Origin of the sequence: Cryobacterium suzukii (assembly GCF_004403185.1) — a bacterium.
GTDB classification, from domain to species: Bacteria; Actinomycetota; Actinomycetes; order Actinomycetales; family Microbacteriaceae; genus Cryobacterium; species Cryobacterium suzukii.
This window is the reverse complement of sequence record NZ_SOHJ01000013.1, coordinates 65767-82303: the sequence shown is the minus strand read 5'-3', so window position 1 is coordinate 82303 and position 16537 is coordinate 65767. Positions and strand designations below refer to the sequence as shown.

Below are 16537 nucleotides of genomic sequence, written 5' to 3'. Positions count from 1 at the left end.
ACCGTGGCACCGGCGCCCAAGACGAAAGAGCAGACCCTCAATTGGCTGCGCACCATCTCCGGTGAGCTGTCGACCCAGACGCTCAAGCGACTCGAGGACACGCTGTCCTGGTATGGCGATATGCCGCCAGGACGGCGGTCCGCCGTTGGACTGGTGGCTCAGGCTGGGATCACGAGTTTTATCTCGTGGTTCGACGACCCCCGGTCAACGCCGTGGATCGCCGCGGACGTCTTCGGTGCCGCCCCGCGCGAGCTCCTGCGCTCGGTGAGCCTGCAGCAGACTTTGCAGCTCATTCGAGTGACGGTCGAAGTCGTCGAAGAACGCGTCAAGGACGGCGGTGAGACCCTCCGCGAGGCGATCCTGCTCTACTCGCGGGAGATTGCTTTTGGGGCAGCGGATGTCTATGCGCGCGCAGCTGAGGCGCGGGGGCTCTGGGACGCGAGGCTCGAAGCTCTCGTCGTTGACTCCATTCTCAGTGGGGAATATGACGACGAGCTACCCAGCCGGATTGCGGCTCTCGGCTGGCACGGCCACGGTGAAGTCTGCGTTCTGGTCGGCACAACGCCGCAGATGCTCGACGTCGACCAGTTGCGCCGGGCCGCCCGGCATATGGCCGCCGACGTGCTTATCGGCGTGCAGGGAAATCGCCTCGTGCTCGTGATCGGTCGCGCGCGTCCCGCCCCGGAAGATAGCGAAGACGTCGGCACGGCCGCCGCCCTCACCTTTATGGAGATCGCCATGCAGTTGGAGCCGATCTTCGGCCCCGGACACTTGGTGCTGGGCCACGAGGTACCCAACCTCGTGGACGCGTCGAAGAGTGCAAAGGCAGCGCTGGCTGGTTTCGCCGTCGCTCGTTCGTGGCGCAACGCCCCACGGCCGGTGCAGGCCGACGATCTGCTCCCTGAACGGGCCCTGGCCGGTGATCCACTCGCACGTGCCACGCTCATCCATCGCATCTATCGGCCTCTGCAAGCCCATTCCACCGAACTGCTCACCACCCTGTGGTGCTACCTCGATAACGGCCGCTCCCTGGAGGCAACCGCGCGTGAACTTTTCGTGCATCCCAACACCGTGCGGTACCGCCTGAAACGAGTGTCCGAAGTCATCGGCTACGACGCCACGGGAGCCCGCGAGGCGCTCATCCTGCAGTCCGCGCTGATCATCGGTTCGATCAGCGACCACGATGGGTCCAGCCGCCGCCGCTAATGAAGCCCGCGATTTCATGACGTGCGGGGGTATAGGGTTTGATTCGGTCGTCACGTCGTCGTGACGTTCCTCTCAACCTGAGAAACGACTTGGTGGGCGTCGTTGCTACTACAGCAGCCGTTGCCATGGCCGTCAGCCGTCTCGCGTGGGTTCAGAGTTGCCCGTATTCAGACTTGGAGCGTGTCATGCAGCCATCCCCGAAATCCGCGATCGAGGATGCTCCGCCACCGACTGGAGCCGCCAACGTCGCTCCGCAGGCTCGCGAACTGACACGCAGTCTCAAACCCCGCCACCTCTCGATGATCGCGATCGCGGGAGTTATCGGAGCCGGCCTGTTCGTGGGTTCGGGAGCGGCGATCCAGCAGGCCGGCCCTGGAATTCTTGTGGCCTACGCGGCCGCGGGGCTCGTCGTCATTCTGGTGATGCGCATGCTGGGCGAAATGGCGGCGGCGAGCCCGGAGACCGGCTCGTTCTCGGCCTACGCCGATCGGGCTCTCGGCCGCTGGGCCGGGTTCAGCATCGGCTGGCTCTATGCCTGGTTTTGGATCATCGTCCTCGGGATCGAGGCAACCGCCGGCGCGGCGATCGTGCATCGCTGGGTGCCAGAGGTTGATCAGTGGGTATGGGCTCTCCTGCTCATGGTGTTACTCACCCTCACGAATGTGGCCTCGGTAAAATCGTTTGGGGAATTTGAATTCTGGTTCGCCTCGATCAAGGTCGCGGCGATTGTGGTCTTCCTGGTCCTTGGCATCGTGGCGATCCTCGGCTTCATGCCCGGTGTGGCTGCGCCCGGTCTCGACAACCTGACCGGTCGCGGTGGATTCTTCCCCAACGGTGCCGGAGCGGTACTCGGTGGCGTGCTCGTGGTCGTCTTCTCCTTCTTCGGCGCCGAGATCGCGACAATCGCGGCCGGGGAGTCGCAAAACCCCGTCGCCGCTGTTCGGCAGGCCGTGCGGTCCACCGTGTGGCGAATCCTGATCTTCTACATCGGCTCGATCGCCATTGTCGTCACCCTGCTGCCTTGGGACAGCGCCTCCGTGGCGAAGAGTCCCTATGTGGCGGCCATCGAGCTCTATGGGATTCCCGGTGCTGGCACGATCATGGACGTGATTGTGCTCACCTCGGTGCTGTCCTGCCTCAACTCTGGTCTCTATACCGCCAGCCGAATGTTGTTTTCGCTCTCGACGCGCGGCGACGCTCCCCGCTCCTGGGCACAGATCTCGGCCAGGGGGGTGCCACGCAGCGCCGTGCTCGCCTCGACCATCGTCGGGTTTGTGACTGTCGGTCTCAACTACGTTGCCCCAGACACCGTATTCCTGTTCCTCGTGAACACCTCCGGCGCTATCGCCCTATTCGTCTGGCTCGTGATTGCCGCCTCGCAGTTGATCCTCCGTCGCCGAATGGGACCGGATGCCGCCAAGGCACTCTCGCTCAAGATGTGGTTGTTCCCTTACCTCACCTGGTTCGCCATCCTCAGCATCCTCGCCCTGCTCGTTGGCATGTTGATCATCCCGGAAACGAGGGAATCCCTCGGGCTCTCTCTCTTGCTGGCCGGACTGCTCGTGGGCGTCGGCCTGTGGCGTTACCGGAGTGGGCGTGGAGCGAGCGGCGCAGCGGACACCCAACCGTCGGTCAGCGAGGCGCATTCTGAATCGCACCAAAGCCGGGAATGATCCCGCCATCGATCACGATTTGAGAAACCGAAATCTCTCCCCGAGGAATACACCTGCAGGAATCTACAAAGGTTCCCGAAATACTTAGTGTCATCTGTACATTCATTTGCGTCACCAGATTGGAAGACTAGCTAAGTGATCGTTGTCGTCTGCCCGGGTCAGGGCTCCCAAACTCCCGGATTCCTCGAACCGTGGTTGGCTCTGCCTGCCTTCAAAGAAGGCCTGCGGCAAATCTCCGACGACGCTGACCTGGACCTCGTCACCCACGGCACGGTCAGCGACGCCGACACCATCCGCGACACGGCGATTGCCCAGCCCCTCATCGTGGCCGCGGGCATCCTCACACTTGAAGCGCTGCTCGCGGATGGTCGCCGAGACCGCATTGCCGGGATCGCTGGGCACTCGGTCGGAGAGCTCACTGCCGCCGCGGGCGCCGGCATCCTAAGAACCGCCGACGCCGTGCGATTTGTCCGCGAGCGTGGCCTGGCAATGCAGGCAGCCGCCGCACTCGTTCCCACCGGAATGAGTGCCGTGATCGGTGCAGACGAGACCGAACTGCTCACCCGAGTGGCCGAGCTCGGCCTCGAACCCGCCAATTTTAACGGCAGTGGTCAGATCGTCGTCGCCGGGGCACTCGACGCTCTCGCCGAACTCGCCGAGGCTCCCCCGCACCGGGCCAGAGTCATCCCCCTTCAGGTCGCCGGCGCATTCCATACGCGTTATATGAAGCCGGCCGTCGAACGGATGACCGTGGTCGCCGACTCGCTCACCCCCACCAACCCCACCCTCCCCATCTGGACCAATCGTGACGGCAGCCAGGTCGCCGAGGGCATCCGCTTTGTGGATCTGCTCGTGGGTCAGGTGTCATCGCCGGTACGGTGGGACAGGTGCATGGAGGCTTTCGCCGCAGCGGGAGTCACCGGAATCATCGAGGTCGCGCCTGCCGGCGCGCTCGTCGGTCTCGCAAAGCGCGCCCTCAAAGGCGTTCCCACCGTCGCCATCAAGACCCCGGACGACCTGCCCGCCGCCTGGGCCATGATCGACCAGCAGTCCTGAATCTGATAAGAGAGACAATGCCAAAGCCAACAAAAGCAACCGTGCCAACACTGAAGCAGTCCCACGGACCGCAGTACACCCGCATCCTCTCGATCGGCGCCGCCCGCGGTGACCTCGACGTACCCAACGACGAACTGGTCGCAGCGATCGATTCCTCCGACGAGTGGATCCAGCAGCGCACCGGCATCATCACCCGCACGCGTGCGAGCCAGGACGTCGAAGCTGTCGACATGGCAACGGATGCCGCCCGCGAAGCCATCGAGAAGAGTGGCATTGACCCGGCGCTCATTGATGCCGTGATTGTCGCCACCATCAGCAACGGCCGCCAGACACCATCCATGGCCGCCGTTTTGGCCGACCGCGTTGGCAGCAATCCTGCCGCGGCCTACGACATCAATGCGGCCTGCGCCGGATATGCCTACGCCATCGCCCAGGCGGATGCGCTCATTCGCACGGGGGCTGCGCACTACGCACTCGTCGTCGGCGCTGAAAAGCTCTCTGACCTCGTCGACCCTGCAGACCGAAGCATCTCATTCCTGCTCGGCGACGGTGCTGGCGCTGTCGTCATCGGCCCGAGTGACTACCCGGGCATCTCCACCACGGTGTGGGGATCAGATGGTTCCAAGGCAGACGCGATTCAGATGAATCACACTCTGCAGGAGCACCGTCGCGGCGAGGCCGACTGGCCAACCCTGCGTCAGCAAGGACAGACCGTCTTCCGTTGGGCCGTCTGGGACATGGCCAAGGTAGCTAAGAAAGCCCTCGAAGTAGCCGGAATCGACAGCGCCGACCTCGCCGCGTTCATTCCCCACCAGGCCAACATGCGCATCATCGACGAGTTTGCTAAGCAGCTCAAGTTGCCGGAATCCGTCGTCATCGCCCGCGATGTCGCCACGACCGGTAACACCTCATCGGCCTCGATCCCCCTCGCCACCCACCGCCTGCTCGAGGAACACCCAGAGCTCAGCGGCGGACTCGCGCTGCAGATTGGCTTCGGTGCCGGACTCGTGTTCGGTGCGCAAGTCGTTGTGCTGCCCTAACCTATCCACCCTCTAAACTAAGTCTCGGTCAACCGAGACACCCCTCAAGGAGAAAAAACATGGCATTGTCCACCGAAGAAGTTCTGACCGGCCTGGCCGAGCTCATCAACGACGAGACCGGAATTGCAACCGACACGGTTGAGCTCGGCAAGTCGTTTACAGACGACCTGGACATCGACTCGATCTCGATGATGACCATTGTTGTCAACGCAGAAGAGAAGTTCGATGTGAAGATTCCCGATGAAGAGGTTAAGAACCTCAAGACCGTCGGCGATGCCGTCGAGTTCATCGTGAAGGCACAGGACTAGACCCAAGCCTGAACCGGGTCGGTCGGAAAACGGCCGACCTGTTCATTGGGCTGGTGCCACAACGCACCGGCCCACACGTTTGTCGTTCCATGGAGAGTTGACTTATGACCAAGAAAATCGTTATCACCGGCATCGGTGCCACTACGCCGCTGGGCGGCACGGCGGTCGACACCTGGACGGCCCTCCTGGCCGGCGAATCGGGTGCCACCACCCTCGAGCAGGCCTGGGTCGCGCAAACAGCGATCCCCGTAACTTTCGCAGCACAGGCACGCGTGAAAACCGTGGATGTTCTGCAGCGATTTGAGGTCAAGCGCCTTGATCCGTCAAGCCAATTCGCACTGATCGCCGGACGCGAAGCCTGGGCCGATGCTGGCTCCCCCGCGGTCGAGCCCGAGCGGCTCGCCGTGGACTGGGCGACCGGGATCGGCGGAGTGTGGACCCTACTGGATGCATGGGACACCCTGCGCGAACGCGGCCCGCGTCGCGTACTGCCGATGACCGTGCCGATGCTCATGCCCAATGGTCCGGGAGCGGCCATCGGAATGGACCTGCACGCCCGTGCCGGCATCACCACGGTGGTCTCCGCGTGCGCGTCGAGTACCGAAGCACTGATCAACGCGTACAAGCGCCTGCAATCCGGACTGGCCGACATCGTCATCGCCGGAGGCTCCGAGGCGGCCATTCACCCCCTGCCAATTGCCTCGTTTGCAGCGATGCACGCACTGTCGACTCGTAACGACGACCCGGCCACCGCGAGCCGCCCGTACGACGTGACTCGCGACGGTTTCGTTCTCGGTGAGGGTGCAGCCGCCCTCGTCATCGAGACCGAGGAGCACGCCAAGGCGCGCGGCGCCCACATCTACGCCGAGTTGCTCGGCGGCGTTGTCAATAGCGACGCGTACCACGTGACCGCGCCGGACCCCGAAGGATCGGCGGCCGCCCGCGCAATGCTCTCGACCATTGAGAACGCCGGAGCGACCCTCGCCGATGTCTCGCACATCAACGTCCACGCTACGAGCACCCCGGTTGGTGACATCGCCGAGTACAACGCCCTCAAACGAGTGTTCGGCGATCTGCTCGACGGTATCCCGGTGTCGGCCACGAAGGCATCAACCGGCCACTTGCTCGGTGGCGCCGGCGCCCTCGAGGCCTTCTTCACGGTGAAGGCTCTCTCCGACCGCACCGCACCGCCGACAATCAACCTCACGTCGCAGGATCCGGAGATTCCGCTCGACGTGGTCACCACGCCGCGCGCCCTGCCGGCCGGAGACCTGCTCGCGCTGAGCAACTCCTTCGGCTTCGGCGGCCACAACGCCGTCGTGGCGTTCCGGTCGGTCTAAAAGTTCGGTAGCAGAGAATGACCCCGCCCGGGTTCGGGCGGGGTCATTTCTGTGAGGCGTTTCGCTTGACTTCGTGGGATTGCCGCCGGGAATGTCGCCGGTCGACAGGCCGCGCCGTCCTGGGCGAACCGCACGCTTGGATAGTGGCTGATCAGCCGACCTGGTGCAGCCAGACCACAGCATTCAGGTCGCTCGCCTGCCGGAACGGTTCGAGTTCGTCGTCCCAGGATTGCCCGAGGGCCAGGCGCAACTGCCGGTGCAATTCGATGGCGTTAGCCCCCGCACTCTCCATAGCGGATCGAATGCGATCTTCTGGAACGACCACGTTTCCCACGCTGTCGGTCTGGGAATAAAAGATACCGAGCTCGGGTGTGTGTAACCAACGTCCACCATCCGAATCTGGTCCGGCGTCTTGGGTGACTTCGAAGCGCAGCTGTTCCCAGCCGCGCAGAGCGGATGCGAGCGCGGCGCCGGTGCCAGGAGACCCCTCCCAGTAATACTCGGCGCGGTGGGATCCGGGCAGGGCTGGTTGTTCTGACCAGTCAAAGTTGACGGCCTCGCCGAGTGCGCGACCGGCAGACCACTCGACATGAGGACAAACCGCTCGCGGAGAAGAGTGCACAAAAAGCACCCCCCGCGCAATCGGCGCCCGACGGTTCGGTATTGCATCCATCGTGTTTCTCCGTTCCTAGTAGGTTCGTCTTCCCCAACGACCTCGGAACGACCGCGCCTTCAACTCAGGGTTGTGGCACGATGGCGAATATTAAATTGTTCGGTCGCTGGAGGCCAGCGTGCCGATAGCGCCATTATGCCCCAGCGACCTGCACATTGACAAGCGACGGCTGGCAGAGGACGCCGAGTAAAACGAATAAAATTCCGCGTCAGTCAGCGGTGCGTAACGGCACCTGACCGCTGCTCCAAGTACGGCGAGCGACCGAAGGCGTTGAGGTCGATCTCCATGTCTACAGCGAGGGGTGCTAGCCAGCTCGTGACCCGTTCATCCAAAAGATGGTGCTCGGTCGCGGGCTAAGGGATCGTGCCTGCAACGACGCGAATATGGCCGCCACGAACGGCTACGGAGCGTACATCCACGCCCTCGCGTTCGATGATGGTCCACGGGCGAGCCTTGAGATCGGCACCGCCGATCGCAACGGCCAACCGCACGAGCGGCGAGAATAGCCGGTAGACACCTACGGGCAACTGCATGTCGACGATGCACGCTCGACCGCCCGGCCGCAACAGCGCACGCGCTCGGTCCCAGGCCGGGTGCCAGTCGTTGAAGATGCTCATGGCATAACTGGAGAAGATGCAGTCAACGAACCCTTCCGCCGCTGCCGGGAGTTCATTCACGACGACAATCGGGTCAAAGGCCGTGGCATCCGCTTCGACCAAACGCACGCTGGTCCATCCGTTCAATTGCACCCGGCGGCGGGCCATCTCCAGCATTGCCGGACTTCGATCCAGCCCGATTACGGTGCCCGAGGGGCCAACCGCATCGACGAGCAGCGCAAAATTTAGGCCGGTACCGCAGGCCAGGTCCAGAACCGTGTCGCCCTGACGCACTCGCAGGAGCGCCACGCCGGATTCTCGACCCGCCCGGTAGACGACGCGTTCTCCGGAGAGCACATCGTAAAAACGGGCAGCGACTTCGTAGACGTTCGCCATGGTGCAGACCGGCCTTCCTCTTTTTGCCAGCCTAGCCAGCACACCATCGTTCCGGACCGCGCCGACCGTCTACGCTCACAGTCATGAACGAACTCAAGAAATTTGATTTGGCGGTCATTGGTGGCGGAACGGCCGGACTCGTTGCCAGCCGCACCGCGGCGAGTTTCGGAGCGAAAGTGGTTCTGATCGAGGGCAACCGCCTCGGCGGGGATTGCCTGTGGACCGGGTGCGTTCCGTCGAAGGCGCTCATTGCTGCCGCGAACGCCGCAACGACCGCCCGATCCTCAGTTAGCCTCGGACTAAGCGTGAGCGATGTCCATGTCAACTTCGCGCAGGTCATGGCGCACGTTCAGAACGCGATGCAGGAGATCGCCCCCGTCGATTCCGCAGAGTCCCTCGAGCGGGACAACATCGACGTGGTGATCGGGAAAGCGCGATTCACCGGACCCCACAGTGTCGACGTGAACGGCCGTGAACTCCGGTTCCAACAAGCATTGATCGCCACGGGCGCCGCACCGGCCCTGCTGGATATCCCAGGAATCGACGCGGTCGATGTGGTGACCAGCGAAACGTTCTGGAACCTGAGGAATCCCCCGCAACGACTCGTCCTGCTGGGCGGCGGGGCCGTGAGCTGCGAGATAGCTCAGGCCATGGCTCGCCTCGGTGCGGCCGTGACGCTTGTGCACCGGGGACCACGAATCTTGCCGAAGGAAGACGACCGGGCCAGTGCCATCATTCGGGCCGCGCTCATTGCTGACGGAGTAGATGTGCGCACCAGCTGCACCGCGGTCTCGGTGACCTCGTCCGACCGCCTCGCCGGTACGTTGTCCCTCGATGATGGGACCGCCCTCTCTTTCGACCGGCTCTTCGTGGCCCTGGGCCGCCGCCCGAACACGAGCGGTCTCAACCTGCAGTGCGTGGGAGTGCGCCGGGACGAGCACGGTAATATCGTGGTCAATTCCGGGATGCGCACTTCCAACCCGCGCATCTGGGCCGCCGGCGATGTCACCGGACTGCCTCAGTTCACGCACACGGCCGGCGTGAACGCCAGCGTGGCTGCAACAAACGCTATCCTCGGCCTGACCCGCACGGTCGACAGTACGGCGATCCCCCGGGTTACGTTCACTCACCCTGAACTGGGTGCCGTCGGCCTGCAAGCCCGGGATGCGCAAGCCGGAGTCCACCGAATCCTCACCTGGGATCATGCGCACGTTGACCGCGCCGTGACGGAGGCGAAAACGGCCGGCTACACCCAGCTCATCGTCGACAAACGCGGCCGCGTACTGGGCGGAACAGTCGTGGGTCCCCGGGCCGGTGAAACCCTCGGCGAAATTTCTCTGGCGGTGAGGAAGCGACTCACCACGAGCGATATCGCCAGCACAACGCACGCGTACCCTACCTACAATGACGGCCTCTGGAGTGTGGCCGTGGCCGACGTGCGTCACCGGCTCGGTTCCGGTCTGGCAGGGGCGGTCACGCGCGCCCTTCGACGTCTGCGCATCGCGCGGCTGTCCTGACAACCGCGCCGGAACGCGACACTTGGCCAGTGCGGTAGGCGACGACAAGAACGAGCGCGAGCGGCTGTGCGGGAACGGCTGTGCGGGAACGGCTGTGCGGGAACGGCTGTGCGGGAACGTGCGCCGGGTTACTTGGCCTGGCCGTAGTTATCGACGGTTGCTACCGTCAACATGAAGTCGACCGGGAAGTCGCCGAAGAGTAGCCGCCCGGCGGTTTCGGCCGCAGTGACGATGATCTGAGCGACGGCGGCAGCCTGCGCAGTGGGGGTGTGCACGATCACCTCGTCGTGGAGGAAAAACACCAGATGCGGTGTGGCGTCAAATGGAGCACGACCCCGCGTAGTCCCCGGGTTTGCTGGGCCGGCTCCCGGAACAAGCTGGCCGAGCGCACCGTGCGCGGCATCCGCTTGACGGCTGCCGGGTGCTGGCAATGCCCTAAGCTCTCGACGGATTTCCGCCATCCAACACAGAGCCCACTCGGCGGCGCTGCCCTGCACGATGAAGTTACGGGTGAAGCGTCCCCAATCCCGGGCCTGGCTGCGGGCGCGCCGTTCATCGATCGCCGTGGCCGCCGGGTCGTAGGCCTGCGCCTGGGCCTCCTGCCAGCCCGATCCCGGAATGGGTGAGGAGCGCCCGAGTCGGGTCGTCACGATCTCACCACGCTCGCCCGCACGCGCCGCCGACTCGGTCAGTGCGATCGCTCGAGGGTAGGCGCGGGCAAGACGCGGCATTAGCCGGCCACTTTCTCCGGTCGTGGCCCCATACATGGCGCCGAGCATGGCAACCTTGGCGTGGTCGCGGGTTTCGACGACGCCGCTCGACACGATGCCGGCATACAGGTCGGTGCCGCGGCCGGCCTTGGCCATGCTCGTATCCTGCGCCAGCGCCGCCAGGATGCGCGGTTCCAGCTGGGCAGCGTCGGCGACGACGAGTTTCCAGCCATCATCAGCGACGACGGCCCCACGAATCTGCTTGGGCAGCTGCAGTGCTCCCCCGCCGCGGGTAGCCCAGCGACCGGTCACGACACCCCCGGGTACGTAGTCGGGGTGGAACCGGCCATCGACAACCCAGGATTCCATCCAGGTCCAGCCGTTAGCGCTGAGCAACCGGGACAGTTTCTTATACTGCAGGAGCGGTTCGATCACCGGATGCTGCAACTTCTTCAGCTCCCAGCCTCGCGTCGACGTGACAGCCAGCCCCGCGCGTTGCAAAGCCCTAAATAGTTCCTGTGGAGAGTCCGGGTTGAGCGTGGCGTCACCCAGCTCTAGGCGGATGCGCTGGGCGAGAAGTTCGAGCCGTTCGGGTCGCATGCCCGGCGCGACGCGCGCTCCCAGCTCTTCGGTCAGCAAGAGATCATGCACGTCGGTGCGCCAGGGCAGCCCGGCGTAGCGCATCTCCGCGGCCACGAGCGCCCCGGCGGACTCGGCGGCGAGCAGGAGCCGCAGGCGCCCCGGTTCGGTAGCGGATGCCACCGCGTCGAGTTGGCGACGAAACTCCCGCGCCGTACGTGACTCTGCGGCGCCAGCGCTCGAAACCGGGTCGCGGTCATCCTCCGCCTCGAAGTCGAAGAGTGTGGCCCGGGGCTCGGCCTGGTCGCTCGTCGTGGCGCTCGCCACGTCCCAGGGGCCCGGCGAGGCCAGAGCGAGTTCGCTCCTCGTGGTCAGCGCCGAATTCTTCAGGATCACGTGGCACAGACGAAGATCGTGGCAGCGCTGCACTCGGATGCCGGCCGTGAGGAGCACCGAATAGATTCGGGCGGTATCTTCCCAGACCCAACGTGGCGTCGCGGGTTCGCGGGTGGTCGATTCGAGCGACGACACGAACAACCGAAACTCGGTCAGGGTGAGGCAGCGGGTCGCCGCGATCGGGAGGCCAGCGTCGTCCAGCGTGTCGACGAGCAGTTCGCCGTTACTTGTTTGACGAACCAATACGTACACTTTTCTATTCTGCCCGGTGGCGGCCGACTACAGCACCGCGCCCATCGGCTTCGCGGAGCCGATGGGCGCGGTGACCTGCGAGAGATCGCGCGTGTTGCTACGCGCTGGGCAGGCGGGACTAGCCAGCGATTTTGTCTCCGTTCGGAGCGACTACCCACCAGACGCCGCCAACGCCCTCTCCGGTGGTGTCCCCGGCAGCGGAGTCGCCCGCCCAGTAATAGAGCGGAAGGCCATTGAGAGTAACTTGCTTGCTGCCATCCGTGCGGGTGATGACGCCGACCGTGCCGGTCACGCCGTCGACGGTGGGGGTATCCGATTCGGCGACGACGGCGGGCCACTTAACGAGGCATTCGCCCTCGCAGGTGCTCTCACCGGAGTCTGCGACGTCCTTGTCGAAAACATACAGTGTCATCCCTGCGGTATCGACGACGATCGTGCCGAGTGAACTCTCCGCGGTCGCAAGGGCCGGTTCGACCGCGGCGTCGCTGGTTGCGCTGGACGAGCTCGAGGTGTCGGCCGCGGGGGTCGTCGTTCCCTGCGAGCATCCGCTCAGCACGAGAACGCTGAGTGTTACTGCCCCGACGACCGGCCCGACCTTGAGCCAAATTCTACTGTTCATGATTGCTTCCTTCTCTCGGTGCTATTCGATGAGGTGCTATCTGATGAGGTGCTATTCGATGCGTTGGTGTGAAGTGCAGCGCAGCTGGGTGTGGGAGCCCTTGGAGCTACCACGAGGTGGCCCGATAAATGGTTCAGCACTCCGGGCGATTCACCGAAGCTGGCGCTGGGTATCGGTTCACCGGGGAGTGCAGCTGCTAACCTGAGGCTGAAACCATGGACATCATTCGATACCACGAGATAAGGCCGACTGCCTGGCGTAACGGTGGAGGCCAGGCCCGCGAGCTGGCTTCTTTTCCCGGTGGCTCGGCTGACTTCGACTGGCGAGTCAGCATCGCTGAAATAGCTGAGGCCGGTGATTTCTCCGTTTACTCGGGTGTGGAGCGCCTTCTCACCGTGATCGACGGTGAACTTCTGGTGGTGACCGTCGACGGTGTCGAGCATCCCATGGAGAAGTATCGTCCATTTCGCTTTTCGGGCGACAGCGCCAGTAGCGCCGCTCTCCCGGTCGGCACCACGATAGACCTCAATGTGATGGCACGACGCGGAAAGTTCAAGTCGTATATTTCCATTGTTGAGCTGTCCAAACGTCGTGCGCAGCCGGTCTTCGTGGATCAGTTTGCCGTGCTGCTTCACGGCACTGCCGTCGTTACCGGTGCGGCTGCCGGTGCCGGTCAGGCGGGCATCCAGAGCGCAGAGCTGAGAAAATTCGACGCCGTGCGTGGTCAGGATTTGGCACCGGAAATTTTAGGGCGCGGATTCCTCGCGCTGATCACCTTAGAAGCCCAATTAGCCTGAACTCCTGAACTCCTGAACTCCTGTACGGTGCGCGGTCGGCGAGTCCTAGGCGCACGATCAACGAAGAGGTGACGCCCGTTGTCGTTTTCGGAGGCTACTCGTGGCTCATCTCTACGGTCATAGTGACACCCATCGCCCGTTCAACGTTCAACCACTCGCGCGCCGTTGGGTCTGCTGGTGCCAGTTGCTGGGCCAATCCAGCGACCAGCAGGAGCGACCGCCATCTACCTGCTTCGGCCTGAGGAATACCTCGTACCCCACAAGGTTGCATCCCATGATGACTATTTCACTGGAACCCCGCACTCATACCGCCCTCGTCGTTGGAGCATCCGGCATCACCGGATCCGCCGTCGTCGACCAGTTGTCTGCCGAGGGCTGGCAGGTTCTCGCCCTCGCCCGCCGCAGTGGCCGCGATCTGCCAGGGGTGCGCTGGATCCAGGCAGACCTTCGCTCCGCCGCCGACCTCAATCGAGCGTTGGCCAGTGAGATGCCCGAACGGGTTTTCTTCACCGCCTGGTCGCGTCAGAACACCGAAGAACTCAACATCGAGGTGAACGCCGGCATGGTGCGTGACCTCCTCGCCGCACTCGCCCACGCGCCGGTGCGTCATGTCGCGCTCGTCACCGGCCTCAAGCACTACCTCGGACCGTTCGAGGCCTACGGGCAGGGCGCCATGCCCGACACCCCCTTCAGCGAACACGAACCGCGCCTGGACGTGGCGAACTTCTACTACGCACAGGAAGACGAGCTGTTCGCGGCATCCGCTCGCCAGGGATTCACCTGGTCGGTGCACCGTTCGCACACCGTGATCGGCCACGCGGTCGGCAACCTCATGAACATGGGACTCACCCTCGCCGCACAGGCCACCCTGTGCAGGCACCTCGGTATCCCATTCGTCTTCCCCGGCAGCGAGACCCAGTGGAATGGCGTCACCGACATGACCGACGCGACGATCCTCGCCGAGCAGATGGTGTGGGCAGCGACAACGGATGCCGGCGCCAACGAAGCATTCAACGTCGTCAACGGCGACGTCTTCCGTTGGCGAGCGATGTGGCCAAAGATCGCCGCCTACTTCGGCGTCGAGCCGGAAGGTTTCGTGAACGAGCCACGACCGCTCGAGGTACAGATGGCCGGCATGGAGTCGGTCTGGGCCGAACTCGCTGCCGCGCACGGCCTCGTCGAATCCGACCTGGGTCGCATCGCATCGTGGTGGCACACCGACGCCGACCTCGGCCGGAACATCGAGGTCTTCACCGACATCACCAAGAGCCGCCTCGCCGGCTTCACCGCGCACCACCGCACGATCGACTCCTTCACAGCCCTGTTCGATCGCTACCGCACCGAGAAGCTCATCCCTGAGTCGACCAAATAGCAGCGCCCAGCGGCAGCGTCGCTATCAGTCGACCTGATTTGCCGTCGGTTGGGTGCGGCGTTCGTGCACCGCGACTATGGCGAAGACGAGGGCCACGGCGGCCGTTCCCGCCAACAGGAGCAGGCCGATGGCATAGCTGTTGTCGGCGGCGTTGTAGGTTGCGCCCATTACGAGCGGAGGGAAGTACCCGCCGAGCCCACCGGCCGCACTAACGATGCCGCTGATTGATCCGACCGTGTCGGGTGGCGAGTTTCGCCCCAGCCAGGCGAAGACTCCCCCCGCACCCAGTCCCAGGGCCGACGCCATCGCAACAAAAGTCAGCCCGGCCGGTATCTCGCCGTCCGGGCGCAGATTTACCACCCAGGCCAAAACAGCGACCGCGGCCAGCGCCACGATGACGACCGGTTTGGGACCGATGCGGTCGGCGAGAATTCCGCCGACCGGGCGCAGCAGAACCGCGGCGACGGCAAATCCGGCCGTGCGGGTTCCCGCCGCCGTCAGGTCGAAATCGTAAATATCGCGCAGGTAGGTCGGCAGGTAGGTCGAGAAGGCCACGAACCCGCCGAACACCACACCGTAGAGAAAGCACATCTGCCAGGTCACACCGAGTTTTGCGGCGGCAAAGAGCTTGGGTATGAACGGCTGGGCATTGGACACCCACCCCGGCGCGTTTCCCATGCAGGTCCAGACCAGGGCGGCGGTCCCGATCAGCAGCAACGCCAGAATCAGGTGGGTGGGAATGTACCCGAACCAGTCAACGAAGCGCGGCGTGAAGAAAGCGGACAGGGCTGTACCTCCCATACCGGCACCAAAAACACCCGTCGCAAATCCACGCCGAGAGAGCTCGTACCAGTTGCTGACGAACGGGATTCCAACGGCGAAGACCGTTCCGGCGACGCCGAGCAGTAACGCGCACGACACGAGCATCCAGTAGACCCCCACGGTTCCGGCGAGCGCCACGAGCAGCAGCGCCGGAACGGTGGCCAGCAAGACCAGGGTGAACATGATCCGCCCCCCGTACCGATCCGTGAGCACCCCCACCGGAATACGACCGATCGAACCCACGAAAACGGGCATGGCCACCAAGACGGAAGCCTGCGCTGACGACAAGTCCAGCTGCACGCTGTACCGCACCCCGAGCGGGGCAATACTCGTCCACGCCCAAAAACACACCACGGACGACAGGGTCGCCAGGACGAGATTGAACCCCTTACTGGTTCTGGCCCGTTCCCGCACGGTGACCGGTGTCATGGCTATCGTTTGTCCCGCGCTCGGTCCTCGGTTCCGATCGGTGCCCAGCCACGTCGAATGGGCCTGACCTCACCCGGTATTTTGTCGCGCGAACGATAGACGATGTAGGGCCGGAACAGGTAGTGCAGTGGCGCGGTGAACGCGTGCACGAGCCGGGTGAATGGCCAGATGGTGAACAGGAGCATGCCGACCAGCGTGTGGATGTGGAACGAGAACGGGGCCGCGGCCATGGCCGCGATGTCTGGCTGGAAGATGAACAACGAGCGAAACCACGGCGCGACGGTCTCCCGGTAGTTGTGCCCGTGTTCGCCTTCGAACACGCTGGCAAGAGTTGTCCAGAGTCCGAAAATGATCGCGGCGGTCAGCACGACGTACATGACCTTGTCGTTGCGGGTTGTCGCCATGAACACCGGCCCGGTCTTGCGCCGGCGGTAGATCAGGATGACGATTCCACCGAGCGTGCCTATCCCCGCGATCCCCCCGACCAGCAGTGCGTTGAGGTGGTAGAAATCCTGGCTCATGCCCACCGCGAGCGTCCAGGTCATGGGAATCACCAAACCAAAGAAGTGCCCGGCAATCACCGCCAGCAGGCCGAAGTGAAAGATCGGCGATCCGATGCGCAGCAGGCGGGATTCGTACAGTTGTGACGACCGCGTGGTCCACCCGAACTGGTCGTAGCGGTAACGCCAGATCGATCCGCCGATCAGAATCGCCACCATTACGTACGGCAACACGCCCCAGAGCAACAAGTTCATC

General features: G+C 63.9%; 15 protein-coding genes. 9 read left to right on the top strand and 6 right to left on the bottom strand.

Annotated features, from left to right (window positions below; translation table 11 throughout):
• The first annotated feature begins 3 nt into the window (after positions 1-3).
• The 6 genes from E3T39_RS13165 to E3T39_RS13140 all read left to right on the top strand — a co-directional run bounded on the left by E3T39_RS13165 (position 4) and on the right by E3T39_RS13140 (position 6623).
• Positions 4-1206, top strand: coding sequence for a PucR family transcriptional regulator (locus E3T39_RS13165; protein WP_134516067.1), 1203 nt, complete (start codon positions 4-6; stop codon positions 1204-1206).
• A gap of 185 nt (positions 1207-1391) precedes the next feature.
• A complete protein-coding gene (locus tag E3T39_RS13160; RefSeq protein WP_134516065.1) occupies positions 1392-2879 on the top strand; it encodes an amino acid permease in 1488 nt (495 codons plus the stop codon).
• A gap of 135 nt (positions 2880-3014) precedes the next feature.
• On the top strand, positions 3015-3935 hold the full coding sequence (locus tag E3T39_RS13155; RefSeq protein WP_134516063.1) for an ACP S-malonyltransferase: 921 nt from the start codon (positions 3015-3017) through the stop codon (positions 3933-3935).
• Positions 3936-3952: 17 nt separating this feature from the next.
• Positions 3953-4975: a beta-ketoacyl-ACP synthase III gene (locus tag E3T39_RS13150; RefSeq protein ID WP_134516061.1), complete on the top strand. Its 1023-nt coding sequence runs from the start codon at positions 3953-3955 to the stop codon at positions 4973-4975.
• Positions 4976-5034: 59 nt separating this feature from the next.
• Positions 5035-5283: an acyl carrier protein gene (locus E3T39_RS13145; RefSeq protein ID WP_092108059.1), complete on the top strand. Its 249-nt coding sequence runs from the start codon at positions 5035-5037 to the stop codon at positions 5281-5283.
• A gap of 104 nt (positions 5284-5387) precedes the next feature.
• Complete coding sequence (locus E3T39_RS13140) at positions 5388-6623, top strand: beta-ketoacyl-[acyl-carrier-protein] synthase family protein (protein ID WP_134516059.1); 1236 nt, start codon at positions 5388-5390, stop codon at positions 6621-6623.
• Between the two features lie 151 nt (positions 6624-6774).
• Here E3T39_RS13140 and E3T39_RS13135 read toward each other — a convergent pair whose 3' ends face one another.
• Positions 6775-7296, bottom strand: a complete 522-nt coding sequence (locus E3T39_RS13135) for a DUF3145 domain-containing protein (protein WP_134516057.1) — start codon at positions 7294-7296, stop codon at positions 6775-6777.
• Positions 7297-7649: 353 nt separating this feature from the next.
• The gene (locus E3T39_RS13130; RefSeq protein ID WP_134516055.1) at positions 7650-8288 is read right to left on the bottom strand and encodes a class I SAM-dependent methyltransferase; all 639 of its coding nucleotides are present in this window, start codon (positions 8286-8288) and stop codon (positions 7650-7652) included.
• Between the two features lie 83 nt (positions 8289-8371).
• Here E3T39_RS13130 and E3T39_RS13125 point away from each other — a divergent pair, with 83 nt between their 5' ends.
• Positions 8372-9805 carry a dihydrolipoyl dehydrogenase family protein gene (locus tag E3T39_RS13125; RefSeq protein WP_134516053.1) on the top strand — a complete coding sequence of 478 codons (1434 nt, stop codon included), beginning with the start codon at positions 8372-8374 and terminating at the stop codon, positions 9803-9805.
• Positions 9806-9933: 128 nt separating this feature from the next.
• Here E3T39_RS13125 and E3T39_RS13120 read toward each other — a convergent pair whose 3' ends face one another.
• Together E3T39_RS13120 and E3T39_RS13115 are read right to left on the bottom strand one after the other, a co-directional pair.
• Positions 9934-11742, bottom strand: a complete 1809-nt coding sequence (locus E3T39_RS13120) for a bifunctional 3'-5' exonuclease/DNA polymerase (RefSeq protein ID WP_134516051.1) — start codon at positions 11740-11742, stop codon at positions 9934-9936.
• Positions 11743-11860: 118 nt separating this feature from the next.
• Entirely contained in the window at positions 11861-12361 is a 501-nt protein-coding gene (locus E3T39_RS13115; RefSeq protein WP_134516049.1) for a COG4315 family predicted lipoprotein, read from the bottom strand.
• 215 nt (positions 12362-12576) lie between these two features.
• Here E3T39_RS13115 and E3T39_RS13110 point away from each other — a divergent pair, with 215 nt between their 5' ends.
• Positions 12577-13158 carry a HutD/Ves family protein gene (locus E3T39_RS13110; protein WP_134516047.1) on the top strand — a complete coding sequence of 194 codons (582 nt, stop codon included), beginning with the start codon at positions 12577-12579 and terminating at the stop codon, positions 13156-13158.
• A 274-nt stretch (positions 13159-13432) separates the two neighbouring features.
• Positions 13433-14530, top strand: coding sequence for an SDR family oxidoreductase (locus E3T39_RS13105; RefSeq protein WP_134516045.1), 1098 nt, complete (start codon positions 13433-13435; stop codon positions 14528-14530).
• Between the two features lie 24 nt (positions 14531-14554).
• Here the strand turns inward: E3T39_RS13105 and E3T39_RS13100 are convergent, their stop codons facing one another.
• Both E3T39_RS13100 and narI read right to left on the bottom strand, forming a co-directional pair.
• Complete coding sequence (locus tag E3T39_RS13100) at positions 14555-15781, bottom strand: MFS transporter (protein WP_134516044.1); 1227 nt, start codon at positions 15779-15781, stop codon at positions 14555-14557.
• 2 nt (positions 15782-15783) lie between these two features.
• On the bottom strand, positions 15784-16536 hold the full coding sequence (gene narI / locus E3T39_RS13095; RefSeq protein ID WP_134516042.1) for a respiratory nitrate reductase subunit gamma: 753 nt from the start codon (positions 16534-16536) through the stop codon (positions 15784-15786).
• Position 16537: the final 1 nt, after the last annotated feature.